At 69.1% G+C, this 24297-nt stretch carries 16 protein-coding genes; 8 read left to right on the top strand and 8 right to left on the bottom strand.

Annotation, left to right across the window (positions count from 1 at the left end):
- The first annotated feature begins 96 nt into the window (after window positions 1-96).
- Window positions 97-3102 (top strand): phosphoenolpyruvate carboxylase, encoded by a 3006-nt coding sequence (gene ppc / locus C3Y15_RS25390; RefSeq protein WP_045578880.1) that lies wholly within the window; start codon window positions 97-99, stop codon window positions 3100-3102.
- A 238-nt stretch (window positions 3103-3340) separates the two neighbouring features.
- On the opposite strand, the gene C3Y15_RS25385 is transcribed toward ppc, so the two are convergent.
- Window positions 3341-4093 (bottom strand): class I SAM-dependent methyltransferase, encoded by a 753-nt coding sequence (locus C3Y15_RS25385; RefSeq protein WP_011885701.1) that lies wholly within the window; start codon window positions 4091-4093, stop codon window positions 3341-3343.
- Between the two features lie 185 nt (window positions 4094-4278).
- Here C3Y15_RS25385 and C3Y15_RS25375 point away from each other — a divergent pair, with 185 nt between their 5' ends.
- The 3 genes from C3Y15_RS25375 to C3Y15_RS25365 all read left to right on the top strand — a co-directional run bounded on the left by C3Y15_RS25375 (window position 4279) and on the right by C3Y15_RS25365 (window position 7660).
- Entirely contained in the window at window positions 4279-5088 is an 810-nt protein-coding gene (locus tag C3Y15_RS25375; protein ID WP_011885702.1) for a helix-turn-helix transcriptional regulator, read from the top strand.
- A gap of 375 nt (window positions 5089-5463) precedes the next feature.
- Window positions 5464-6873: an argininosuccinate lyase gene (argH, locus tag C3Y15_RS25370; protein ID WP_014723457.1), complete on the top strand. Its 1410-nt coding sequence runs from the start codon at window positions 5464-5466 to the stop codon at window positions 6871-6873.
- Between the two features lie 103 nt (window positions 6874-6976).
- Complete coding sequence (locus C3Y15_RS25365; protein WP_034192599.1) at window positions 6977-7660, top strand: HAD family phosphatase; 684 nt, start codon at window positions 6977-6979, stop codon at window positions 7658-7660.
- Window positions 7661-7763: 103 nt separating this feature from the next.
- Here C3Y15_RS25365 and C3Y15_RS25360 read toward each other — a convergent pair whose 3' ends face one another.
- From C3Y15_RS25360 to apbC, 5 genes are all read right to left on the bottom strand, one after another.
- On the bottom strand, window positions 7764-8582 hold the full coding sequence (locus C3Y15_RS25360) for a lysozyme inhibitor LprI family protein (protein WP_059890698.1): 819 nt from the start codon (window positions 8580-8582) through the stop codon (window positions 7764-7766).
- A complete protein-coding gene (locus tag C3Y15_RS25355; RefSeq protein WP_011885706.1) occupies window positions 8582-10861 on the bottom strand; it encodes an arginine/lysine/ornithine decarboxylase in 2280 nt (759 codons plus the stop codon). The genes C3Y15_RS25360 and C3Y15_RS25355 overlap by 1 nt, the downstream gene beginning before the upstream one ends.
- Before the next feature lie 81 nt (window positions 10862-10942).
- Window positions 10943-11512 (bottom strand): dCTP deaminase, encoded by a 570-nt coding sequence (gene dcd, locus C3Y15_RS25350; protein WP_006398615.1) that lies wholly within the window; start codon window positions 11510-11512, stop codon window positions 10943-10945.
- 115 nt (window positions 11513-11627) lie between these two features.
- Window positions 11628-12164 (bottom strand): superoxide dismutase [Cu-Zn], encoded by a 537-nt coding sequence (gene sodC / locus C3Y15_RS25345; protein WP_011885707.1) that lies wholly within the window; start codon window positions 12162-12164, stop codon window positions 11628-11630.
- 134 nt (window positions 12165-12298) lie between these two features.
- A complete protein-coding gene (gene apbC, locus C3Y15_RS25340) occupies window positions 12299-13390 on the bottom strand; it encodes an iron-sulfur cluster carrier protein ApbC (RefSeq protein ID WP_014723461.1) in 1092 nt (363 codons plus the stop codon).
- 351 nt (window positions 13391-13741) lie between these two features.
- On the opposite strand from apbC, the gene C3Y15_RS25330 reads away from it, so the two are divergent.
- Together C3Y15_RS25330 and metG are read left to right on the top strand one after the other, a co-directional pair.
- Window positions 13742-14383: an OmpA family protein gene (locus C3Y15_RS25330; RefSeq protein ID WP_011885709.1), complete on the top strand. Its 642-nt coding sequence runs from the start codon at window positions 13742-13744 to the stop codon at window positions 14381-14383.
- A gap of 374 nt (window positions 14384-14757) precedes the next feature.
- Window positions 14758-16923 (top strand): methionine--tRNA ligase, encoded by a 2166-nt coding sequence (metG, locus tag C3Y15_RS25320; RefSeq protein ID WP_069238562.1) that lies wholly within the window; start codon window positions 14758-14760, stop codon window positions 16921-16923.
- Between the two features lie 97 nt (window positions 16924-17020).
- Here metG and C3Y15_RS25315 read toward each other — a convergent pair whose 3' ends face one another.
- Together C3Y15_RS25315 and C3Y15_RS25310 are read right to left on the bottom strand one after the other, a co-directional pair.
- Complete coding sequence (locus C3Y15_RS25315; RefSeq protein ID WP_069246293.1) at window positions 17021-21076, bottom strand: translocation/assembly module TamB domain-containing protein; 4056 nt, start codon at window positions 21074-21076, stop codon at window positions 17021-17023.
- A gap of 28 nt (window positions 21077-21104) precedes the next feature.
- Window positions 21105-22934, bottom strand: coding sequence for an autotransporter assembly complex family protein (locus tag C3Y15_RS25310; protein WP_060044849.1), 1830 nt, complete (start codon window positions 22932-22934; stop codon window positions 21105-21107).
- Between the two features lie 233 nt (window positions 22935-23167).
- Between C3Y15_RS25310 and C3Y15_RS25305 the strand changes: the two genes are divergently transcribed.
- Together C3Y15_RS25305 and C3Y15_RS25300 are read left to right on the top strand one after the other, a co-directional pair.
- Window positions 23168-23356: a DUF3460 family protein gene (locus tag C3Y15_RS25305; RefSeq protein ID WP_011885713.1), complete on the top strand. Its 189-nt coding sequence runs from the start codon at window positions 23168-23170 to the stop codon at window positions 23354-23356.
- A 4-nt stretch (window positions 23357-23360) separates the two neighbouring features.
- Entirely contained in the window at window positions 23361-24233 is an 873-nt protein-coding gene (locus tag C3Y15_RS25300; protein WP_011885714.1) for a ScpA family protein, read from the top strand.
- The last annotated feature ends 64 nt before the right edge of the window (window positions 24234-24297 follow it).

The raw sequence follows: 24297 nt of genomic DNA, 5'->3' as shown, positions 1-24297 counted from the left end.
CGATGCGCGGATGTGCCGCACGTAGCTGGTTGCTTGACCGCAGTTCCGCAGTCCCCGCAGTCCCTTTTGACTCGAGCTTTCCCAAGGAAACCCATCGTGAAGTCTTCCGGATCGGCGCGTACGGCGCGCCGCAATGCTGCCCTGCCCTCCACCGACGCCCAGACGGGCGCCCTCGCCACCGTCGCGAACGGCCGTGCGAAACCGGCAACGAAACCGGCAACGAAACCGAAAGACTCGATACGTCAGACAAAACGCACGACGAAGGCGGCCGGCGCGTCGAAGCCCGCCGCGCGCACGCGCGAGGACAAGGACGGCCCGCTGTTCGAGGACATCCGCTTCCTCGGCCGCCTGCTCGGCGACGTCGTGCGAGAACAGGAAGGCGACACCGTGTTCGACGTCGTCGAAACGATTCGTCAGACCGCGGTGAAGTTTCGCCGCGAGGACGACAGCCAAGCCGCGCAGACGCTCGAGAAGAAGCTGCGCAAGCTGACGCCGGAACAGACGGTGAGCGTGGTGCGCGCGTTCAGCTACTTCTCGCATCTCGCGAACATCGCGGAAGATCGCCATCACAACCGCCGCCGCCGCATTCACGCGCTCGCGGGCTCCGCGCCGCAACCGGGCACAGTCGCGTACGCGCTCGAACAGCTGAAGACGAGCGGCAACGCATCGAAGCGCGTGCTGCAGCGCTTCTTCGACGATGCGCTGATCGTGCCGGTGCTGACTGCGCACCCGACCGAGGTGCAGCGCAAGAGCATCCTCGACGCGCAGCACGACATCGCGCGCCTGCTCGCCGAACGCGACCAGCCGCTGACCGCGCGCGAACGCGCCTACAACGAATCGATGCTGCGCGCGCGCGTGACCGCGCTTTGGCAGACGCGCATGCTGCGCGACGCGCGCCTGACGGTCGGCGACGAGATCGAGAACGCGCTGTCGTACTACCGCGCCACCTTCCTCGACGAACTGCCCGCGCTGTACGGCGACATCGAAGCCGCGCTCGCCGAGCACGGCCTGCCCGCACGCGTGCCCGCGTTCTTCCAGATGGGCAGCTGGATCGGCGGCGATCGCGACGGCAACCCGAACGTGACGGCCGCGACGCTCGACGAAGCGATCAACCGCCAGGCCGCGGTGATCCTCGAACACTATCTGGAACAGGTGCACAAGCTCGGCGCCGAACTCTCCGTGTCGAACCTGCTGGTGGGCGCGAACGACGCGGTGAAGGCGCTCGCCGCCGCGTCGCCGGACCAGTCGCCGCACCGCGTCGACGAACCCTACCGCCGCGCGCTGATCGGCATCTACACGCGGCTCGCGGCGAGCGCGCGCGTGCGCCTCGGCGAGGGCACCGTGCCGGTGCGCAGCGCGGGCCGCGGCGCGCCGCCGGTGCGCGCGGTGCCGTACGCCGATTCCGAAGCGTTCGTCGCCGACCTGAAGGTGCTGACCGCGTCGCTCGAAGAACATCACGGCGCGTCGCTCGCCGCGCCGCGCCTCACGCCGCTGATGCGCGCGGCCGAGGTGTTCGGCTTCCACCTCGCGAGCATCGACCTGCGCCAGAGCTCCGACATCCACGAAGCGGTGGTCGCCGAGCTGTTCGCGCGCGCGGGCGTGCATGCCGACTACGCGTCGCTGTCCGAGGACGACAAGCTGATCGCGTTGCTGGCCGCGCTCGCCGATCCGCGCCCGCTGCGCTCGCCGTACATCGAATACTCGGCGCTCGCGCAAAGCGAGCTGGGCGTGTTCGAGAAGGCGCGCGAGGTACGCGCGCAGTTCGGACCGCGCGCGGTGCGCAACTACATCATCTCGCACACGGAGACGGTCAGCGACCTCGTCGAGGTGCTGCTGCTGCAGAAGGAAACGGGCCTGCTCGAAGGTGCGTTCGGCGCGGCGCACGACAGCGCGCGCAACGGCCTGATGGTGATCCCGCTGTTCGAGACCATTCCCGACCTGCGCGACGCCGCGCGCATCATGCGCGAATACTTCGCGCTGCCGGGCATCGAGGCGCTGATCGCGCATCAGGGCGCCGAGCAGGAAGTGATGCTCGGCTATTCGGACAGCAACAAGGACGGCGGCTTCCTGACGTCGAACTGGGAGCTGTATCGCGCGGAGCTCGCGCTCGTCGACCTGTTCCGCGACCGCAAGATCACGCTGCGCCTGTTCCACGGCCGCGGCGGCACGGTCGGCCGCGGCGGCGGCCCGACCTATCAGGCGATCCTGTCGCAGCCGCCGGGCACCGTGAACGGCCAGATCCGCCTCACCGAACAGGGCGAGGTGATCGCGAGCAAGTTCGCGAACCCGGAGATCGGCCGGCGCAACCTCGAAACCGTGGTGGCCGCGACGCTCGAGGCGTCGCTGCTGCCGCAGTCGAACGCGCCCGCGCAACTGCCCGCGTTCGAAGCCGCGATGCAGGCGCTGTCCGACGCGGCGATGGCGTCGTATCGCGCGCTCGTCTACGAAACGCCCGGCTTCACCGACTACTTCTTCGCGGCCACGCCGATCACCGAGATCGCCGAGCTGAACATCGGCAGCCGCCCGGCGTCGCGCAAGCTGCAGGACCCGAAGAACCGCCGGATCGAGGATCTGCGCGCGATTCCGTGGGGCTTCTCGTGGGGCCAGTGCCGCTTGCTGCTGACCGGCTGGTACGGCTTCGGCAGCGCGGTGAGCGCGTATCTCGACGGCGCGCCGGACGCGGCCGCGCGCACGAAGCGCGTCGCGCTGCTGAAGAAGATGAACAAGACCTGGCCGTTCTTCGCGAACCTGCTGTCGAACATGGACATGGTGCTCGCGAAGACCGATCTCGCGGTCGCGTCGCGCTACGCGCAGCTGGTCGCCGACCGCAAGCTGCGCAAGCACGTGTTCGAGCGGATCGTCGCCGAATGGGAGCGCACGGCGCAGGCGCTCGCGGAGATCACCGGGCACGAAGGGCGCCTCGCGACCAACCCGCTGCTCGCGCGCTCGATCAAGAACCGCTTCCCGTATCTCGATCCGCTGAACCACCTGCAGGTCGAGCTGATCAAGCGTCACCGCGCGGGCGACACGAACGCGCGTCTGCGCCGCGGGATTCATCTGACGATCAACGGGATCGCGGCCGGGCTGCGCAACACGGGCTGATCCGCATCCGGCGCGGTGGCTGGGGCGTGGCGCATAGCTTCGCGCCGGCTTCGCGCCACGGTCGCCACGGTCGCCACGGTCGCCACGGCCGCCACGGCCGCCGCGAACGGCAGCGGCCAAACGAAAGCCGCGATACGCGCTCTTGCGTATCGCGGCTTTTTTCATCGCGCGGCGCGGCGCGTTGCGCGCGCCGGTCGGTGCGGGCGTTGCTCAGTGGGCTTCGGTCACTGCGCGCCGATCAGCACGCTTCGATCAGCAGCGCATCGTGCTCGAACGAGCCGTCCGGCTGCACCGCGTAGTAGCCGCGCACTTCGTCCGGTGCATGCGCCCACAGCGCGCGGATGCCCGCGACGCTGTCGGCCGGCGTGCGGATCCGCTGCACCCACGTGTCGAAATCGATCGGCAAACGCCAGCGGCGTTGCACCTGCGCGTCGAACCCGGCGCCACGGAACATCGCGAGCCACTCGTCGGCGCGGTAATCGCGCACGTGGGACGCATCGCGCAGCACTTCGGCCGCCTGCAGATACGTGTCAAGCAACGGATGATCGTTGCCCGCGATGTCGATCATCAGCACGCGCCCGCCCGGCTTCAGCACGCGGCGCATGTCGGCGAGCGCCGCCGGCACGTCGTGCCAGTGATGCGCGCTCATCCGGCTGATCACCCAGTCGAAGCTGCCCGCCTCGAACGGCAGCCGCTCGGCCGGCCCCTGCTGCGTGCGGACGTTCGCGAGCCCGCGCTCGCGCGCGGCGGCGTCGACGGTCGCGAGCATCGGCGCCGCGAGATCGTACGCGACCACGTCGCGCACGTGCGGCGCCACCGCGAAGCTCGCATGGCCCGCGCCGCAGCCGAGATCGAGCACCGCGGCCGCCGGCGTCGCGCGCACGGCGGCCGCCAGCATGTCGAGATCGGCGCCCGTCGCGTGGACCGTGCTCGTCAGATAGGCGGCAGCCGTCGTGCCGAATGCGTCGGCGACCTGGTCGTGGTGTTTCATCGTTCGCTCCTTGGTTGGATGCGCCCGCTGCCTGCCAGCGCGCGAATCGCTACAATAGGGCCGCGTTGGTACCAGTACAAGTTAAGCGGTTATTCTGGTATTCGTTACACCTGCCTGGCGCTTGCCGCGCCCGGCGTGCCCTTTTACGTCGATCCGTTCGCACGAGTCGTTTCAGCCGCATTCGCATGAACCAGCCGTCCACTGCCCCTCACCCGCCGCTCGATGCCACGCCCGCCCGTGCGCTCGGCGAATTCATCCGCGCGCACCGCGAACGTCTGTCGCCGCAGGCCGTCGGCCTGCCGCCCGGCCCGCGCCGCCGCACGCCGGGGTTGCGGCGCGAGGAAGTCGCGCAGCTGTGCGGCGTCAGCCCGACCTGGTACACGTGGATCGAGCAGGGCCGGCCGGTGTCCGCGTCGGCCGACGCGCTCGCGCGCATCGCCGTCGCGCTGCAGCTGTCGAAGGCCGAGCGCGCCTACCTGTTCGAGCTGGCCGCGCAGCGCGACCCGGCCGAGCCCGACGTCGCGGCGGGCGACCTGCCGCCGACGCTCGCGGCGACCGTCGCCGCGATCGCCACGCCCGCGTACGTACTCGACCGGCAATGGAACGCGCTCGCGTGGAACGCGCCGGCCGCCGCGTTGTTTACCGGCTGGCTCGACGGCGAGCACGATCGCAATCTGCTGCGCTTCACGTTCATGGCGCCGTCCGCGCGTACGCTGATCGTCGACTGGGAGACGCGCGCGCGCCGGCTCGCGGCCGAATTTCGCGCGGACTCGATCCGCCACCTCGCCGATGCGCCGACCCGCGCGCTGATCGATGCGCTGATGGCCGGCAGCGAGGCGTTCGCGCAGTACTGGGCGTCGCAGGACGTGTTCGAGCGCGAGGGCGGACGGCGCGAATTCGATCATCCGGCCGACGGCCGCGTCGTCTATCAGCAGATCACGCTGAAACCCGCGCACCGCGAAGATTTGAAGCTGGTCGTGCTCGTGCGCGACTGAGGCGGGGGAGGCGCGCGGGCGGCGGTGCTTGGTGCGCGATCTGCGACCTGCGACCTGCGACCTGCGACCTGCGGTCTGCGGTCTGCGGTCTGCGACTTGCGATCTGCGACACCGGCATCGGCGCCCGGGCCTGATATGTCAGCGCGGCAGGGCGCCCGGCGCCTGAACCCCGGCGCGTCCGTACGCCTGCACTCCTGAGCGCGTCTGCACCTCTCGCGTCTGCGCATCTGCACGCTGGCCCGCTGCACGGCTGCACGTCCCGGCCTCCGCCCCACGCCGCCCCATGCCCCGCGCGGCCGCGCAAGTCACGAATGCTAGAATTGCGGGATTCCCTCGGCGGCATACGGCCGCCCAACTCCCCTTCGAAGAATCGCCATGACGTCCCAACTGCACAAAAAGGGCGAGGCCTGGTCGGCCCGCTTCTCGGAACCGATGTCGGAGCTGGTCAAGCGCTACACGTCGTCGGTGTTTTTCGACAAGCGCCTCGCGCTCGTCGACATCGCCGGCTCGCTCGCGCACGCGAGCATGCTCGCCGCGCAGAAGATCATCAGCGCCGACGACCTCGCCGCGATCGAACGCGGGATGGCGCAGATCAAGGGCGAGATCGAGCGCGGCGAATTCGAATGGCAGCTGGATCTCGAGGACGTCCACCTGAACATCGAGGCGCGCCTCACCGCGCTGATCGGCGACGCCGGCAAGCGTCTGCACACGGGCCGCTCGCGCAACGACCAGGTCGCGACCGACATCCGCTTGTGGCTGCGCGGCGAGATCGACCGGATCGGCGGGCTGCTCAACGACCTGCGCGGCGCGCTGCTCGATCTCGCGGAGCAGAACGCCGACACGATCATGCCGGGCTTCACGCACCTGCAGGTCGCGCAGCCGGTCACGTTCGGCCACCATCTGCTCGCCTATGTCGAGATGTTCACGCGCGACGCGCAGCGCATGCGCGACTGCCGCACGCGCGTGAACCGTCTGCCGCTCGGCGCGGCCGCGCTCGCCGGCACCAGCTATCCGATCGACCGTCATGCGGTCGCGAAGACGCTCGGCTTCGACGGCATCTGCGCGAATTCGCTCGACGCGGTGTCGGATCGCGACTTCGCGATCGAATTCACGGCCGCGTCCGCGCTCGTGATGACGCACGTGTCGCGCTTCTCGGAAGAGCTCGTGCTGTGGATGAGCCCGCGCGTCGGCTTCATCGACATCGCCGACCGCTTCTGCACCGGCAGCTCGATCATGCCGCAGAAGAAGAACCCCGACGTGCCCGAGCTCGCACGCGGCAAGACGGGCCGCGTCAACGGCCACCTGATGGCGCTGCTCACGCTGATGAAGGGCCAGCCGCTCGCGTACAACAAGGACAACCAGGAAGACAAGGAGCCGCTGTTCGACACGGTCGACACCGTCGCCGACACGCTGCGGATCTTCGCCGAGATGGTCGCGGGCATCACCGTGAAGCCGGACGCGATGCGCGCGGCCGCGCTGCAGGGCTTCTCCACCGCGACCGACCTCGCCGATTACCTGGTGAAGCGCGGCCTGCCGTTCCGCGACGCGCACGAAGCCGTCGCGCACGCGGTGCGGATCTGCGACGATCGCGGCATCGATCTCGCCGACCTGACGCTCGACGAGATGAAGCAGGAACTGCCGAACGTCGCGCACCTGATCGGCGACGACGTGTTCGGCTACCTGACGCTCGAAGGTTCGGTCGCGAGCCGCAACCATCCGGGCGGCACCGCACCCGACCAGGTGCGTGCGGCGATCAAGGTCGCGCGCGCCGCCCTCGGCGAGTAAGCGCCCGTCGCGCACGGACGCTTCGGCGTCCCGTTCCCATGATCCGGGCGGCCGTCGCGCCGCCCGTTGCCTGCCCCGCTTCGCCGCTTCCCGGAAACCGCCGATGACCTTCTCCGCCGCGCTCTTCGACATGGATGGCCTGCTCGTCGATTCCGAGCGGACCATCATGAACACGTGGATCGACGTGTCGACCGCGCACGGCGTGGTGCTCACCGAGATCGACTACCTGCAGATCGTCGGCCGTTCGTTCGCCGAAGGCCAGGTGATCCTCGCGCGATTGATCGGCGACGCCGACACGTTCGACGCCGTACGCACCCGCGTGCGCGAGCAACTCGCCGCGCCCGAGCCGCATCCGAAGTTTCCGCTGAAGTCCGGTGCGCGCGCGCTGCTCGACACGCTCGCGCAGGCCGGCATTCCGTGCGCGGTCGCGTCGTCGTCCGCGCGCGACGTGATCCGTGCGCGCCTCGACGCCGTCGGCGTGCTGCCGTACTTCCACGCGATCGCGGGCGGCGACGAAGTCGCGCGCGGCAAGCCCGACCCGGCCGTCTACCGGCTCGCGGCCGAGCGCCTCGGCGTGCCCGCGCACGCGTGCGTCGCGTTCGAGGACAGCGACTTCGGCGCGCAGTCGGCGGCCGGCGCCGGCGCCGCGGTCGTCACGGTGCCCGACCTGAAGGCGCCCACGCCCGAGATCGTCGCGCTGAGCCTGCACGTGCTGGCGTCGCTCGACGACGCGCTCGCGCTCGTGCCGTCGTGGTTCGGCCGACTGGACACGCAGCAACCGGCTTGACGCCCGGCACCGCGCGGCCGGCGCGGCCCATATGCAAACGGGCACCCGAAGGTGCCCGTTCGTTCATGCGTGACGTGCCCGCCAACCGGCGGTACAACGCGCGTTACTTGTTCCCCGCCGTCTCCGACAGCCGCTTCATCGTCGCGATCCGCGCGCCGATCAGATCGACACGCCCTTCCTCGCCGACGAGCGGCGCGGTCGCGTCGCGGAACGCGACCCACGCGCGCTGCGCGCGCACCAGCGTCGCCGCCGAATGCGCGGGCATCTTGCGGCGCAGCTTCTGGTAATAGCGGTTCAGGTCGAACAGCGCGTGCTCGCACGAAGCATCCTGCGCGCAGGGCCGCACGCGTGCGAGCGCGGCATCGCGCGGCGCCACGTTCGCCGGCTTGCCGCCGGTTGCCGCGGCGGCCGTTGCCGCGGCGGCCGCTGCCGCGCCGCTCGTGGCCGCGACCGGCACCGCCGCCGGCGGCGGCGCGTAGCGGTCGGCCGCCGCCCGCAGCGCCAGCGCGCGATCGCGCACCGGTTGCAGCTGCATGTCGGCGCTCGACATCGCATACGACGTGCCGCGCGTCGTGTCGTACACGGCCTTCAGCAGTTGAATCTCGTCCTTGCGCCACGTGACCCAGCGACGCTGGCTATCCTGCCAGCCGCGCTTCACGTCGGCCGGCGCGTCGTTCGACAGGCGCTGGTACGCGCCGTCCATCACCGTCTGCCACTGCCGTTGCGCTTCGCCCATGCACTGGATCTGGCCAGCCGTCGACGACCGGTCGCGCCGCGCGAGGCATTGCCGCATCGCGACGTCGATCGGGTCGGCGGCCGCGACTTCCGCGTGCGCGGCGCCCTGCCCGGCGATCCCCGCCGCCCAGACGACGAGCGCGGCCGCCGCCGCGCGCATCGTCCGGATTCGTCCGCGCGTCGCCATCAGTCGCGCACGCAATCGACGAAGTACTCGACGCGGCCGTTCACTTCTTCCGCGACGAGACCGTGGATGTCGGTATGGAAGCCGGGGAAGCGCTCGTTGAAGTCGCGCGCGAACCGCAGGTAGTTCACGATCGTCTTGTTGAAGCGCTCGCCCGGAATCAGCAGCGGGATGCCCGGCGGATACGGCGTGAGCAGAATGCTCGTCACGCGGCCTTCGAGCTCGTCGAGCGGCACGCGGTCGATCTTGCGGTGCGCGAGCTTCGCGAACGCATCCGACGGCTTCATCGCCGGCTCCATGTCGGACAGGTACATCTCCGTCGTCAGGCGGGCGATGTCGTTCGCGCGGTACACGTCGTGGATCTGCGTGCACAGGTCGCGCAGGCCGACGCGCTCGTAGCGCGGATGCTGCGCGACGAACTCCGGCAGCACGCGCCACAGCGGCTGGTTGTTGTCGTAGTCGTCCTTGAACTGCTGCAGCTCGGTGACCATCGAGTTCCAGCGGCCCTTCGTGATGCCGATCGTGAACATGATGAAGAACGAGTACAGGCCGGTCTTCTCGACGATGATGCCGTGCTCGGCCAGATACTTCGTGACGATCGCGGCCGGGATGCCCGTGTCGCCGAACTCGCCGTCGACGTCGAGCCCCGGCGTGATGATCGTCGCCTTGATCGGGTCGAGCATGTTGAAGCCTTCGGCCAGCGAGCCGAAGCCGTGCCAGTGATCGTTCGGCTTGAGCATCCAGTCTTCGCGCGAGCCGATGCCCTCGGCCGACAGGTCGTCCGGGCCCCACACGCTGAAGAACCAGTCGTCGCCGTATTCGGCGTCGACCTTGCGCATCGCGCGGCGGAAGTCGATCGCCTCCGCGATCGATTCCTCGACGAGCGCGGTGCCGCCCGGCGGCTCCATCATCGCGGCCGCGACGTCGCACGACGCGATGATCGCGTACTGCGGGCTCGTCGACGTGTGCATCAGATACGCCTCGTTGAAGCGGTGCTTGTCGAACGTGCGATTCTCCGAATCCTGCACGACGATCTGCGACGCCTGCGAGATGCCGGCGAGCAGCTTGTGCGTCGAGTGCGTCGCGAACACCAGCGCGCCGGTGCGCGGCCGGCCGTCGCCGATCGCGTGCATGTCGCGGTAGAAGTCGTGGAAGGTCGCGTGCGGCAGCCACGCTTCGTCGAAGTGCAGCGTGTCGAGCAGGTCGCCGAGCAGGTCCTTGATCATCTCGACGTTGTAGATCACGCCGTCGTAGGTGCTCTGCGTGATCGTCAGGATGCGCGGCTTCATGTCCGGGTTCTCGCGCAGCGCCTCGCGCGCGAACGGGTTGGCCTCGATCTTCTTGCGGATGTTCTCCGGCTTGAATTCGTCGCGCGGGATCGGCCCGATGATGCCGAAGTGGTTGCGCGTCGGCGTGAGGAACACCGGAATCGCGCCGGTCATCGTGATCGCGTGCAGGATCGACTTGTGGCAGTTGCGGTCGACCAGCACGATGTCGCCGGGCGCGACCGTCGCGTGCCACACGATCTTGTTCGACGTCGACGTGCCGTTGGTCACGAAGAACAGGTGATCGGCGCTGAAGATCCGCGCGGCGTTGCGCTCGGACGCGGCGACCGGGCCGGTGTGATCGAGCAGCTGGCCGAGCTCGTCGACCGCGTTGCACACGTCGGCGCGCAGCATGTTCTCGCCGAAGAACTGATGGAACATCTGGCCGAGCGGGTTCTTCAGGAACGCGACGCCGCCCGAGTGGCCGGGGCAGTGCCACGAGTACGAGCCTTCGTCGGCGTACTTCACGAGTTCCTTGAAGAACGGCGGCGCGAGCGAGTCGAGATAGACCTTCGCCTCGCGGATGATGTGCCGCGCGACGAACTCCGGCGTGTCCTCGAACATGTGGATGAAGCCGTGCAGCTCGCGCAGGATGTCGTTCGGCAGGTGGCGCGACGTGCGCGTCTCGCCGTACAGGAAGATCGGGATGTCCGCGTTGCGGCGGCGCACTTCGGTGACGAACGCGCGCAGCTCGATGATCGCGGTCGCGAGTTCGGGCAGCTCGCCGTCCGGGCCCGTTTCGCCGAGCATGAGTTCGTCGTCGTCGATCGACAGGATGAAGCACGACGCGCGGCTCGACTGCTGCGCGAACGACGTCAGATCGCCGTAGCTCGTGAGGCCGAGGACTTCGACGCCCTCCTTCTCGATCGCTTCGGCCAACGCCCGGATGCCGGAGCCCGAGATGTTCTCGGAGCGGAAATCTTCGTCGATGATGACGACGGGGAAACGAAACTTCATGGGCGATTCTCCAAAAAGAACGACCGCGGCGCGTCACGCGCAGCGGTCACCCGGAAACTGGTGAGACGTTATGCAAGCAGATCAGGTTTTCGGCAGCGTGACACCGCGCTGACCCTGATACTTGCCGCCGCGATCGGCGTACGACACGTCGCACACTTCGTCGCTTTCGAAGAACAACACCTGCGCGACGCCTTCGTTCGCGTAGATCTTCGCGGGCAGCGGCGTGGTATTCGAAAATTCCAGCGTGACGTAGCCTTCCCATTCGGGTTCGAACGGCGTCACGTTGACGATGATTCCGCAGCGCGCGTACGTCGACTTGCCGAGGCAGACGGTCAGCACCGTGCGCGGGATGCGGAAATATTCGACGGTGCGGGCCAGCGCGAACGAGTTCGGCGGGATGATGCACACGTCGCCCTTGAAATCGACAAACGAACCTTCGTCGAAGTTCTTCGGATCGACGATCGTCGAGTTGATGTTGGTGAAGATCTTGAATTCGTCCGCGCAGCGGATGTCGTAGCCGTAGCTCGACGTGCCGTAGCTGACGATCCTGCGGCCGTCCTCGGACGCGCGAACCTGATCGGGCACGAACGGCTCGATCATCTTGTGTTCTTCGGCCATGCGCCGAATCCACTTGTCGGACTTGATGCTCATAACGGGGCGCCAGGAAACGGTGCGTGACGGTGACAGACGGCGGCTGCCGCGTCGACGCGGCAGCCGGGAAAACCGGACATTTTACGCGATGATCGCCGCGTGTACGCGGCGGCGCTCAACGGATCACGCCGCAGGCCAGCGCGGGCCCCGCGCCGTGCTGCGCGAACGCCGGATCGCTCGGGTCGCGGTAGACCAGCGCCGCGCGGTTCAGCGCGGAGCGCACGCCGTCGAGGGCCAGATCGGGCGCGACGATGAAGCCGGCGGCGACGCCGTTCGCGTCCGCGTGGATGTTGCCGAGATCGCCGGCGACGCGCGCGCCGGCGCGCAGCCGGTCGGCGGCCGGCGCGAACACCTGGCCGGCGCTCGAGCCGTCGCCGGCGTTGCAGTCGCCGCGTTCGTGCACCTGCAGCGCGTGATCGGTGTTCGGCGGCAGCCCGACCAGGTTGTAAGTGACCTGGACGCCGTCCGGGCGCTCGACGAACGTGACCGCGCCGCGCGCCTGCGAGCCGACGGTCGGCTGCAACTGGGCGTCGGCGCGCTTCTCGTGCGTCGAGGAAAAGGAGGTACAGCCGGCCAGCAGGCCCAGCGCGGCGGCGGTCAGCAGCGCGCGCCGCGCGCGGCCGACGCGCGCGCCGTGGTGTCGTTGGTTCATTCGATCCTCATGCCGGCTGGCAGCCGTTATCACACGGCGGCCATACCGGGCGGGTAAAGGGACCCGGGAAAAGTCGCCATGATACCGCGCCTCGCGGCGCCGTAAACAGCGTGCAGGCCCGCCCCGCAAGGGCTTTAAGTATTCTGAACAACGATCGACGGGAACTTCGACGTCATGTCGCGCGCCCGTTCCGCGATCGCCAGCGCGACGCCGCGCGCGATGTCGCGATAGCGCCGCGCCAGCGCGCCGTCCGGGTCGGCCACGACCGTCGGCGTGCCGCTGTCGGCGCGCTCGCGGATCGCGATGTCGAGCGGCAGGCTGCCGAGCACGTCGACGTCGTAGTCCTTCGCCATCCGCTCGGCGCCGCCCGCGCCGAAGATGTGCTCCTCGTGCCCGCAGTTCGAGCAGACGTGGATGCTCATGTTCTCGACGATGCCGAGGATCGGAATGCCGACCTTCTCGAACATCTTCAGCCCCTTCTTCGCGTCGAGCAGCGCGATGTCCTGCGGCGTCGTCACGATCACCGCGCCCGTCACCGGCACGCGCTGCGCGAGCGTGAGCTGGATGTCGCCGGTGCCCGGCGGCATGTCGACGATCAGGTAGTCGAGCTCGCGCCAGTTGGTCTGCCGCAGCAGCTGCTCGAGCGCCGACGTCGCCATCGGGCCGCGCCACACCATCGGATTGTCCTCGTCGATCAGAAAGCCGATCGAGTTCGCCTGCAGCCCGTGGCCGACCAGCGGGTTCATCGACTGGTTGTCCGGCGACTCGGGGCGCTGGCCGTGGATGCCGAGCATCGTCGGCAGCGACGGGCCGTAGATGTCGGCGTCGAGAATGCCGACCGACGCGCCTTCGGCGGCGAGCGCGAGCGCCAGGTTCACGGCCGTCGTGCTCTTGCCGACGCCGCCCTTGCCCGACGCGACCGCGACGATGTTCTTCACGTTCGGCAGCAGCTTCACGCCGCGCTGCACCGTGTGCGCGACGATCTCCTGCGACACGGCGACACGTGCGTCGCGCACGCCCGGCACGGCCTGGAGGGCCGCCGCGATGCGCGCGCGCACGTCATCGTGCTGGCTGCGCGCCGGATAGCCGAGCACCACGTCGACCGCCACGACGTCGCCATCGATCGCGACGTTGCGCACGCCCTTGTTGGCCGCATACGGACGGCCGGTGTTGGGGTCGACGACAGCCGCCAGCGCGGCGTCGACTTGTGCCCGGTCAATGCTCATCGAAACTCCGTGAAATCGTTTTTCCACGCGCAATCGTCAAAAAAGATCAAATTACGCAGCAAAAATCAGGAAAAGTGAAAGAATCTGTTGCACGCCATTGCGCGAATGCGCACGACGGCGCAATCTTCGCGTGCGGTATGCTATGGGGCCAAATCGGCCGCGAACCGCCTATATTGTAGAGGCTGATGCGTCGCCCTGTACGAACAGCCCCGCTGGCGAACAGGGCATGCAGCCGCCTTCGCGGCAACCGTCTACACGGGCCTGCCCGCCGTTTTCGGGGCGTCCGTGCACGGAGCCGCACCTGATGTTTGTCGTCGTTGTCGACTCGTTCAACCAACAGAGGAATCCAAGATGAACATGAAAATCGCGACTCGCCTGTCCGTCTTCGCACTCGCCGGCGCACTGCTCGCCGGCTGCGCCACGCAGCAAGGCAACAACACGGCCGTCGGCACCGGCACGGGCGCGGCGCTGGGCGCGGGCATCGGCGCGCTGGCCGGCGGCGGCAAGGGCGCGGCGATCGGCGCGGGCGTCGGCGCGCTGGTCGGCGGCGTGACGGGTTACAACTGGCAGGCGATCAAGAACAAGCTCGCGCCGTCGGCAGCGAAGACGGGCACGCAGGTGACCGAGCAGCCGGACGGCTCGCTGAAGCTGAACGTGCCGAGCTCGGTGACGTTCGCCACCAACCAGTACGCGATCACGCCGGCATTCACGCCGCTGCTGAACGATCTGGCGACGACGCTGAACCAGAACCCGCAAGTGACGGCCTCGATCGTCGGCTACACGGACAGCACGGGCTCGGCACAGCTGAACCAGACGCTGTCGCAGAACCGCGCGCAGAGCGTCGTCAATGCGCTCGTGCAGCGCGGCGTCGCCGGCGGCCGCCTGTCGGCGCAGGGCATGGGCGCGTCGAACCCGATCGCGGACAACGCGACCGAAGCCGGCCGCGCGCAGAACCGCCGCGTCGAAATCTACCTGCGCGCAGCGCAGCAGTAAGCGGCACGACGACCGGAGACGAGGCCGCGCATTCGGCGCGCGGCCGCGTGCCACAAGGCTTGGCGCGGGCTCCGTAACAAATCGAAAAAAATTTCGAACTTCTGTCGCGACCCGCGGTCTGTCTTTACGGTACGCGGCTGGCGCAGCCGGCGCGTCACCATTCTCCTCTTGTCGTTGTTGCTCCGGGGCCGTATCCGCCCCGGTTTTTTTTGCCCGGAATTTTCGTGCTGCGGCGCAGCATCGCAGCGCCGGGCACGCACTTCATGGGCGCCGCACGCCGCGCCCGCCCTCGCACCGCCCCGGCCCGACTGGGCGACCCGCGCCCCTGCTAGAATCGCAGTTTCCGTCGTTTAGCCGTTCCTTCTACAGACCCTATGTCCGCAACCGACCTCGCTTCCGTGCAGGCCGCGGCGCCGCAAGGCAGCCGCCAGATCCTCGTTACGTCCGCCCTTCCCTATGCCAACGGCCAGATCCACATCGGCCATCTGGTCGAGTACATCCAGACCGACATCTGGGTGCGGACGCTGCGAATGCACGGGCACGAGGTCTACTACATCGGCGCCGACGATACGCACGGCACGCCGATCATGCTGCGCGCCGAGATGGAAGGCCTCACGCCGAAGCAGCTGATCGACCGCGTGTGGGCCGAGCACAAGCGCGACTTCGACAGCTTCGGCGTGTCGTTCGACAATTTCTATTCGACCGATTCGGACGAAAACCGCGTGCTCAGCGAGAAGATCTACGTCGCGCTGAAGGAAAACGGCCTGATCGCCGAGCGCGAGATCGAGCAGGCGTACGACCCGGTCAAGGAAATGTTCCTGCCGGACCGCTTCATCAAGGGCGAATGCCCGAAGTGCCACGCGAAGGACCAGTACGGCGACAGCTGCGAAGTATGCGGCTCGACCTACCTGCCCACCGACCTGCTGAACCCGTACTCGGTCGTGTCCGGCGCGACGCCGGTGCGCAAGACGTCGACGCACCACTTCTTCCGCCTGTCCGACCCGCGCTGCGAGTCGTTCCTGCGCGACTGGGTCAGCGGCCTCGCGCAGCCCGAAGCGACCAACAAGATGCGCGAATGGCTCGGCGACGCCGGCGAAGCGAAGCTCGCCGACTGGGACATCTCGCGCGACGCGCCCTACTTCGGCTTCGAAATCCCCGGCGCGCCGGGCAAGTATTTCTACGTGTGGCTCGACGCGCCGGTCGGCTACTACGCGAGCTTCAAGAACCTGTGCGAGCGCAAGGGCATCGACTTCGACGCGTGGGTCCGCCCGGGCGCGACGGCCGAGCAGTATCACTTCATCGGCAAGGACATCCTGTATTTCCACACGCTGTTCTGGCCGGCGATGCTCGAATTTTCGGGCCACCGCACGCCGACCAACGTGTTCGCGCACGGCTTCCTGACCGTCGACGGCGCGAAGATGTCGAAGTCGCGCGGCACGTTCATCACCGCGCAGAGCTACATCGACACGGGCCTGAACCCCGAGTGGCTGCGCTACTACTTCGCCGCGAAGCTGAACGCGACGATGGAAGACATCGACCTGAACCTCGACGACTTCCAGGCGCGCGTGAACAGCGATCTGGTCGGCAAGTACGTGAACATCGCGAGCCGCGCGGCCGGCTTCCTGATCAAGCGCTTCGACGGCCGCGTGCAGGACAGCGCGATGAATCATCCGCTCGTCGCGAAGCTGCGCAGCGCGATCGGCTCGATCGCCGCGCACTACGAAGCCCGCGAATACAGCCGCGCGCTGCGCCAGACGATGGAGCTCGCCGACGAAGTCAACGCGTACGTCGACGGCGCGAAGCCGTGGGAGCTCGCGAAGGACCCGGCCAACGCGGTCGCGCTGCACGAGACCTGCAGCGTGAGCCTCGAGGCGTTCCGCCTGCTGTCGCTCGCGCTGAAGCCGGTGATGCCGCGCGTCGCGCAGGCCGTCGAGGCGTTCTTCGGGATCGCGCCGCTCGCATGGGCCGATGCCGCGAAGCCGCTGTCGTCCGCGCAGCCGATCAACGCGTACCAGCATCTGATGACGCGCGTCGACGCGAAGCAGATCGACGCGCTGCTCGCCGCGAACCGCGGTTCGCTGCAGGCCGACGGCGCTGCTGCGGCGGCCGCTTCGGGCGCGACCGGCGCCGCCGCCGCGAAGGACGCGAAGCCGGCCAAGGCGAACGCGAAGGCCGCCGCCGCGAACGCCGCGAACGACGGCCCGATCTCGATCGACGACTTCGCGAAGATCGATCTGCGCATCGCGAAGATCGTCGCGTGCCAGGCCGTCGAAGGCTCGGACAAGCTGCTGCAGCTCACGCTCGACGTCGGCGAGGAAAAGACCCGCAACGTGTTCTCGGGCATCAAGTCGGCGTATCAGCCGGAGCAGCTCGTCGGCAAGCTGACGGTGATGGTCGCGAACCTCGCGCCGCGCAAGATGAAGTTCGGGCTCTCCGAAGGGATGGTGCTCGCGGCGTCGGCCGCCGACGAGAAGGCCGAGCCGGGCCTCTACATCCTCGAGCCGCACAGCGGCGCGAAGCCCGGCATGCGCGTGAAGTAAGCGGCCCGCCGCACCCGCCACAACGAAAAAGCCCCGCACGATGACGTGCGGGGCTTTTTTCATGGTCGCGCCACGGGCCGTGCGTGCGTGGGCTCGGTCAGCGCTGGCTGAACCAGCGGTCGAAGCGCCGCGTGTAGTTCAGATCGACGCCCTGGAACGTGCCGCCGTACGCGGACACCGACCAGAAGCGCGTCAGGTTGATGGTCGCCTTGAACGCGTTGCTGGCCGACTGCAAGCCCTGCTCGAAGCCGAGCACGAAGCGCTCGTTGATCGCCTTCGACACCTGGATCACCTGCGGATCGGTCAGGCCGACGTCGCTGCGGCCGATCGAGAATTCGTCGAGGCCGAAGGTCTGCGCGACCCGCTTGCCCGTCACGCTGCCGAGCAGCGCGAGCGCGGCCGTCATCGTGCCCTGCTGGCCGACATTGTTGCCCTGGTCGGTGCCGTGCCCGAACAGCAGCCACGACAGCTTCTCGTTGTCGGTGACGTTCGGCTCCGACACCAGCTTGACCGTCAGCGACTGGATCGTGCCGGTCACCTGCACGCCGGCCTCGACCTCCTGATTGCGCCGCATCGCGAGGATGTTCACGCCGGGGTTCGACACGGGGCCGTTGAACGTGAAGAAGCCGTTCTCGATCGCGAGCTTGCGGCCGAACGACGTGTAGGTCGAGCCTTCGGTCACGCGCACGTTGCCGACCGCGCGCAGCGGCACGCCCGGCGCGCTCATCACCGTGATCGTGCCGCGCAGGCCGAGATCCGCGCCGTGCCCCTTGAAGCGGAAATCGTTGCCGAGGCCGATGTCGATGTTCGCGCGCGGTGCAAGCGACGGCGCGGGCTTGTTCTCGACCTTCTGCGGCTTGGCCGCCGCGGTACCCGTCTGCACGTCGCCGCGCACCGTGCCCTCGGGGCCGACGATCACGACGTCGTCGGACAGGTGCGGCGCCGATTGCTCGGGCAGGTCGAACAGCGCGTGATCGACGACGAACTTGCCGTCGATCGACAGCGCGCCGCGCGGCCCGTCGTTCGCGACGGTCGCCTTGCCCGACAGCGACAGCTTGCGGTCCGGCGCGGCGAACAGCTCGAGCTTGTCCGCGACGATGCTCGCGGTCAGGTCGGGCGCCTCGCCGTCGAGCCGCACGCGGCCGATCGCGCGCAGCGTGCCGTCGCCGCCGTGGAACTCGACCTGCTGGAATTCGACGAGGTTCTCCGCCAGCTTGACGCGCACGATGCCGTCCTTCAGCTGCACGCCCTGATCGACCAGCGTCGCGGACAGCTCGTCGCCCGTCAGCATCCCGGACACGCTCGGCTTGACCGGCGTGCCGGCGATCGTCAGCTTCAGCGCCGCGCGCCCGCCGAGCAGGTAGCTCGGCCCGAACAGGTTGCCGGTCGCCCGCAGCGACGGGATGTCGGCGTCGATGCGGCCGGCCAGCGGGCCGTCGTCGACGACGCCGAACACGCCGTCGCGCAGCGCCACCGGCACCGTGACGTTCGCGTCGAGCGTGCCGACCCGGTTCGCCTTCGCGAGCGCCACGACGTTGAGGCGGTTGCCCGGCACGAAGTTCGCGCGCGCCGACAGATCGGTCAGCCCGAGCGATGCGATGCCGCGCCCCGTCTCGATCGTCACGTCGCCGCCGCGCCGCTTCACCTGCAGGTAGCCGGTCGAGTTCGCGCCGAGCGAGAAGTCCCAGTCGGCGTCGAGCACGACGTCGGTTCGCACCGGCGAGCGCTGCCCCGTCAGCTCCTGGCGGATCTCGAGGAAGCGCGCGACCGACGCGCCGCGCACGGCGCCGGCCGAGCGCATCTGGCCGTGATCGAACACGAACGACTTCAGGTCGATCGCGGCGCCTTCGAGCGTGAGCTGCGTGGCGCCGAGCGTCACCCGGCCGGCGCCGGCCGACACGGCGAGCGGCGCCTGCAGCGCGAGCGTCGGCGTGCCGCGGTTCGCGAGGCGCGTGACGGTGCCGTCCCAGCGCATCCCGTCGCGATTCTCGACCACGCCGCCGTTGGCCGCGACCGTCAGGTCGATCATGCGGCCGCCGGCCGCGCCCGTCGCCGATGCCTCCAGCGTGTGCTTCGCGCGCGTGCCGTTCAGGTTCGCGCGCAGCGACTTCAGCTGCAGCGAGCCGAGCGCGACGTCGGTCGCGTCGGCGGTGAACACCAGCGTGCCGTTCGCGCCGTCGCGGATGTCCGCGTGCCCGTCGGCGGCGCCGATCCGGTTCGAGCCGATCACCAAGTGCTGCACCTTGTAGGCGGCCGTCACGTTCGGATGCGCGAAGCTGCCGGTCAGGTCGCCCTGCGCCTGCACGAGCCCCTGCAAGCCGAAGCCGAGCCGGTCGAGCGCCGGCGCATCGACGACGAAGCGCAGCCGGTCGCCCGGCGCGCCGAAGCTGCCGTGCAGGTCGACGTGGTTGCCGGCAATCGTCAGGTTCACGTTGCTCGGCAGGATGCGCGTCCCGGCGAGCTGCACGACACCGGCGCCGGTCAGCGGCACGCCGTCGTACAGGCTGTCGCCGAGCTTGAAGGTCGCCTTGGTCGACAACTGCGGCGCCAAGGCGCCGGATGCGGTCAGCGTGCCCGACACGCGCGTTTCGCCGCGCCTGGGCCGCGCCGTCGCCGGCGCTTTCGGCTGCTTGCCGCCGCCTGCGGCCGGCGCCTGCAGCGCCGCGAGCAGCAGCGGATCGAACGCGGTCAGCGTCGCCTTCGCGTCGTAGCTCGCATGCGCGTCGTGGCGGAACACGCCGGTCAGGTCGATGCGGCCCTTGCCGGCCGTCACGCGCGCGTCGGACAGCACCGTCTGCTGCGACGTCAGCGCGACCTTCGCGCGCGCGCCCAGTGCGAGCTTCGGATCGTTCAGGTCGAAGTCGACGGTCGTCACGCCGCCGGCCAGCGTCACGCCGAGCGGGCCGCCGAGACGCATCGGCCGCAACTGGGCGACGAACGCATTGAGGTCGAGGTTCGCGGCCTTCAGATCGAAGCGGCCCTTGCCGCCCGTCAGCGTGCCGCCGCCCGTCACGCTGCCGTCGCGGATCAGCTTCAGCGCGAGGCCGTCGATGCGCTGCGCATGCGCGTCGAGCTTCACGGTCGCATGCGCGTCGACGACCGGCAGCAGGTGCTCGCCGAGCGTGCCCGGCTTCGCGTTGACGATCGACACCGGCCCCGTCACGGCGAAGCCCTTCGCGGCTGCGGCGCCCGGCGCGGCGGTGACCGGCGCGAGCTCGGCGCGCAGCGCGAGGTCGGCGGCCGGCGCGCCGGGCGCAAGCGCCTGCGGATTCACGTGATCGAACGCGAGCGACGCGCGCGTGAGCGGCACCGCGCCGAACGGCGCGGCCTCGACGTGCGCGCGGCCGTTCAGCTTCATCCCGCTCGCGGACACGTCGGCGACGAGCGCTTCGAGCGAACCCGACACGTTCGCGCTCGCGTTGACCGGTTCGTCCGAGAGCTTGCCGGCGTACGTCGCGGTGCCCGTCAGCGCGAACGGCTTCACGCCGTCGAGCTTGGCGCGCGCGGTCAGCGCGCCGTACGGCGTGTCGACGCCGTCGAGCGCGAGCTCGTGGTGACGGCCGTCGCTGCGGCCGTTCAGCGCGAGATGGTCGAGCTGGGTCGTCGATGCGCCTTCGTGGATCGCCAGATGATCGACGCGCAGGTCGTCGATGCGCAGCTGCAGCGGCACGCGCAGGTCCTGCGGCGGCGTCGACGGCTTCGACGGTCCCGGCACGATTCGCACGTCGACGGTGCCCGCGCGCAGATACGCGATCGACAGGCGCCACGGCGCGCGCGTCAGCGCCCAGCGGCCGTCGAGCCGGTCGATCCGCACTTCGGTGCCCGCGCCGGCCGGGCTGGTCCACGCGAAGTCGCGCAGCCGCACGCCGGTCGCGAGCGACCCGCCCTCGAGCGTGCCGACGAGGCGCCCGCCCAGCACGCGCACCGCGCTCTGCCACGCGAGCCGCGTGCCGCGCTCGGTGGTCGCCGCGGCCAGCACGAGCGCCACCGCCAGCACGACCAGCAACACGAGCGTCGCGAGCGTCCACGCGACGACGCGCCACGCGCGGCCGCGCCGCCGCGCACGCGGCGGCGGGTCGGGCTCACCGTGGGGCGCCCCCTCGGGCGAGTCCGGATCGTGAGGCGGCGGCGTGTCGTTCGGGTCCTTCGTCATGCGGTTCGTCGTGGATCGGGCTGCGAGGTCAGAAAGCGATGCCGAGCGTCAGGTACGGGCGCACGCTGCGGTTGCGCAGCCCGTATGCGACGTCGACGTTGATCGGGCCGACGGGGCTGCGCCAGCGCGCGCCGATGCCGACGCCCGGATAGAACACGCGCTCGCCCCACGCATCGGTCGCGGTGCCGATGTCGAAGAACGTCGCGGCGCCCCAGTCGTGGTTGAACCAGTGCTGGTATTCGGCGGTGCCGGTCATGAGGTACTTGGTCGGCAGCACGGAGCCGTCGACGTTGTTGCCGATGCTCTGATAGCCGTAGCCGCGCACCGAGTTCGAGCCGCCCGCGCGGAACAGCAGCGATGCCGGCACGCCGGCCGAGCTGCCGCTGGTGAACACGCCGCCGAGCTCGGCGCGGAACACGAACAGGTCGCGCCTGCCGATCGGCAGGTATTGCTGGCCGCGCGCGTAGCCGCGGATGAAGGTCTGGTCGGTCAGCACGCCCTTGATCGCGAAGCCGGCTTCCGCGTGGATCAGGTTGCCCGAACGCGGGAACAGCGGATCGTCGACGTTGCGGCGCGTCCACGACCACTGCGGCACCAGCGCGCGGCTCGTGGTCGGGCCGGCGCTGTTCTGGTCGAGCCGGTCCTGGTAGTACATCAGCGAGTACGCGTAGTCGATGAACTGGCCGGAGCGCGTGCGCTGCGCGCCGACCCGCGCGCTGTAGATCCGCGTGCCCGACACGTTGGTGTTCGTGTACGACGCGAGCACGCTGTTGGTCCATCCTTTCTGGCCGGGCGGCATCGACAGCTGGACCTGCCCGTACTGCTGGATCTGGTCGAGCCGGCCCGACACGGTGAGCGGCCACGCGGCGCCGAACGTGTCGAGGTACGTGTACGACCCCTGCACGTGCGGGCCCGTGTCCGTCGCGTAGCCGACGCCGCCGCGGATGCTGTTGTACGGAAACTCGCTGACCTTCACGTGTACGGGCGTGCGTTCGGGCTTCGACGTGTCGTCGCCGACGTCGATCGCGACGCTCGCGTAGTACGGCGTGTTCTGCAGCTGCCGCTGCAGCTCGGCGATGCGCTGCGCGTCGTAGATCTCGCCTTCCGACAGCGGATTGACGTTCGTGACGATCTTTTCCGGATAGCGGCGCACGCCGTCGACATCGAGCTTGCCGATCGTGAAGGTCGGGCCGCTGTCGAACGTGACGGCCAGCGTCGCGCGCTGCGTGCGCGGATCGACGCGCGCCTCGGACGACACGATCTTCGCGCCGAGGTAGCGGCGCGACTGCAACTGCTTGAGCGCCGCGTTCTTCGCGCCGTCCCAATCAGACTGCGTGAACGGGTCGCCCGGTTTCAGCGAGAACGCGAAGCGCGTCGCGGCCTCCTGCTTCGGGTCTTCGGCGTCGACCGGGCCCTTGAACGTCAGGTCGACCGCCGAGACGACGGTTTGCGGCCCCGGGTCGACGGCGACGCGCACGTCGCGCTTGCCGTCGCGGCTGCGCACGTCGGTGCGCACGACCGGCGAGAAATAGCCGGCCGTCGCGGTCAGGTCGCGCACCTGCTGCGGCGTGGCCGTCACGAGGAAGTCGAATTGATCGTCGCTGATGTCGTCGCGCTTCGCGAAGCGCGCGATGTCGAGGTGCGCGCCGAGCAGCTTGCGGATCGCGCGCGGCGCGTCGATGTCGACGTCGTATTTGGCATAGGCGGGCAGCGCGAAGAATGCGGCGACGCAGCCCGCGACGGCGGCCCGCGCCGCGGCGGCGGCGCCGCGCCGCGAGCGCCGGCGCGAATCGCGGGCCGAACGTGCGGCCGCGTCGTGCGCCGTATCTGCGTGGTAGTGGTTCGCCGGACCCGCCAAATATGACCTCGCCCTCGGTTGTCGTGATTTCGTGGAAAACCCTGTATTTGACCACACGGCCGCGGCCGCGCCCGCAGCGGCGCCGCTTTGATGCTTGCACGCAACGCCGGCGGCCGGCAGCCCGGCCAGCGCGTTCGACGTGCGATTGACACCGGCTGTTCCCCGCTATGCGGTAAAATCCCGCCATCGCGAATCCGGCGCATCGTGCGCCGCCAGAAACGGAAAGCCAAGCCATGCCGTACCAGTCCGACGTCACGCAGTTCCTGAACCAGCTCAAGCAACAGAAGCCGACGCTCGAGGAAGAGCAACGCAAGGGTCGTGCCCTGCTGTGGGACAAGCAGCCGATCGACCTCGACGAGCGCGCCGAGCAGCAGGAGTCGCGCGTGAAGCAAACGTCCTACGTCTACTACCAGAACTTCTGACGACGTGAGCGCCGCCGACGAGGCCAGCGCCGCCCGCAAGGACGACGCGATCGCCGCGCCCGCGGGCGCCGATTCGACGCCCGACACCGTCGACGGTGTCGCGGCGTTCGCACGTCTGTACGGCGAGCCGCTCTTCAAGCTGCCGCAGGATCTGTACATCCCGCCCGATGCGCTCGAGGTGTTCCTCGAGACCTTCGAAGGCCCGCTGGACCTGTTGCTGTACCTGATCCGCAAGCAGAACTTCAACGTGCTCGACATCCCGATGGCGCAGGTCACCGCGCAATACCTCGGTTATGTCGACCAGATCCGCACGTCGAATCTCGAGCTGGCAGCCGAATATCTGCTGATGGCCGCGATGCTGATCGAGATCAAGTCGCGGATGCTGCTGCCGGTCAAGAAGGCCGACACCGGCGAGGAAGCCGAGGATCCGCGCGCGGAGCTGGTGCGCCGGCTGCTCGAATACGAGCAGATGAAGCTCGCCGCGCAGCGCCTCGATCAACTGCCGCAGCTCGGCCGCGACTTCCTGCGCGCCGAGGTCTATATCGAGCAGAGCATCACGCCGCGCTTTCCCGACGTGAACTCGGACGACCTGCGCGCCGCGTGGGCCGACGTGCTCAAGCGCGCGAAGCTCGTCCAGCATCACAAGATCTCGCGCGAGGAGCTGTCGGTGCGCGAGCACATGAGCCTGATCCTGCGCCGGCTGCAGAATGCGCGCTTCATGGAGTTCGCCGAGCTGTTCGACACGTCGCGCGGCGTGCCGGTGGTCGTCGTGAACTTCATCGCGATGCTCGAGCTCGCGCGCGAATCGCTCGTCGAGATCACGCAGCCCGAACCGTTCGCGCCGATCTACGTGCGCCTCGCCTACCTGCCCGCCTGATTCCGGCACGGTCGCAGCGCCCGCCTCCCCTGCAATGCAGCATCGAGCGCGCACCCACCCGCGC

This window comes from Burkholderia sp. B10, from assembly GCF_004368385.1.
GTDB lineage: Bacteria > Pseudomonadota > Gammaproteobacteria > Burkholderiales > Burkholderiaceae > Burkholderia > Burkholderia vietnamiensis.
Note: the sequence above shows the minus strand (reverse complement) of the source record. Positions and strands in the feature narration are given on the sequence as shown.